The sequence below is a fragment of the Streptomyces chisholmiae genome, assembly GCF_031845445.1.
GTDB classification, from domain to species: domain Bacteria; phylum Actinomycetota; class Actinomycetes; order Streptomycetales; family Streptomycetaceae; genus Streptomyces; species Streptomyces chisholmiae.
Genome location: NZ_JAVREO010000287.1, coordinates 1 through 398, shown reverse-complemented (window position 1 = coordinate 398; position 398 = coordinate 1). Strand labels below are relative to the sequence as shown.

Genomic DNA, 398 nt, shown 5'->3' with positions numbered 1-398 from the left:
GGTCACAGGGTTTACCGTGTCCTCTAGTCGGTCCAAGGAGGACCACTGGTTTCGGAGGTTTTGGATGAACAAAGCGGAGCTCATCGACGTACTCACAACCAAACTGGGCACCGATCGTCGGCAGGCTACCGCCGCGGTGGAGAACGTTGTGGACACCATCGTCCGCGCGGTGCACAAGGGCGACAGCGTCACGATCACCGGCTTCGGTGTTTTCGAGCAGCGCCGCCGCGCTGCCCGTGTGGCGCGTAACCCGCGCACCGGCGAAACGGTGAAGGTCAAGCCCACCTCGGTGCCGGCTTTCCGTCCGGGCGCTCAGTTCAAGGCGGTTGTTTCTGGGGCGCAGCGTCTCCCGTCTGACGGCCCGGCCGTCAAGCGTGGCGTCACCGCAGGCCCGGTCA

The 398-nt window shown here is 65.1% G+C and carries 1 protein-coding gene; it reads left to right on the top strand.

Features of this window, described 5'->3' with window-relative positions; genetic code table 11:
* Window positions 1–64: 64 nt before the first annotated feature.
* A partial coding sequence (locus RM844_RS33230; protein WP_311671139.1) for an HU family DNA-binding protein occupies window positions 65–398 on the top strand: 334 nt, incomplete at its 3' end.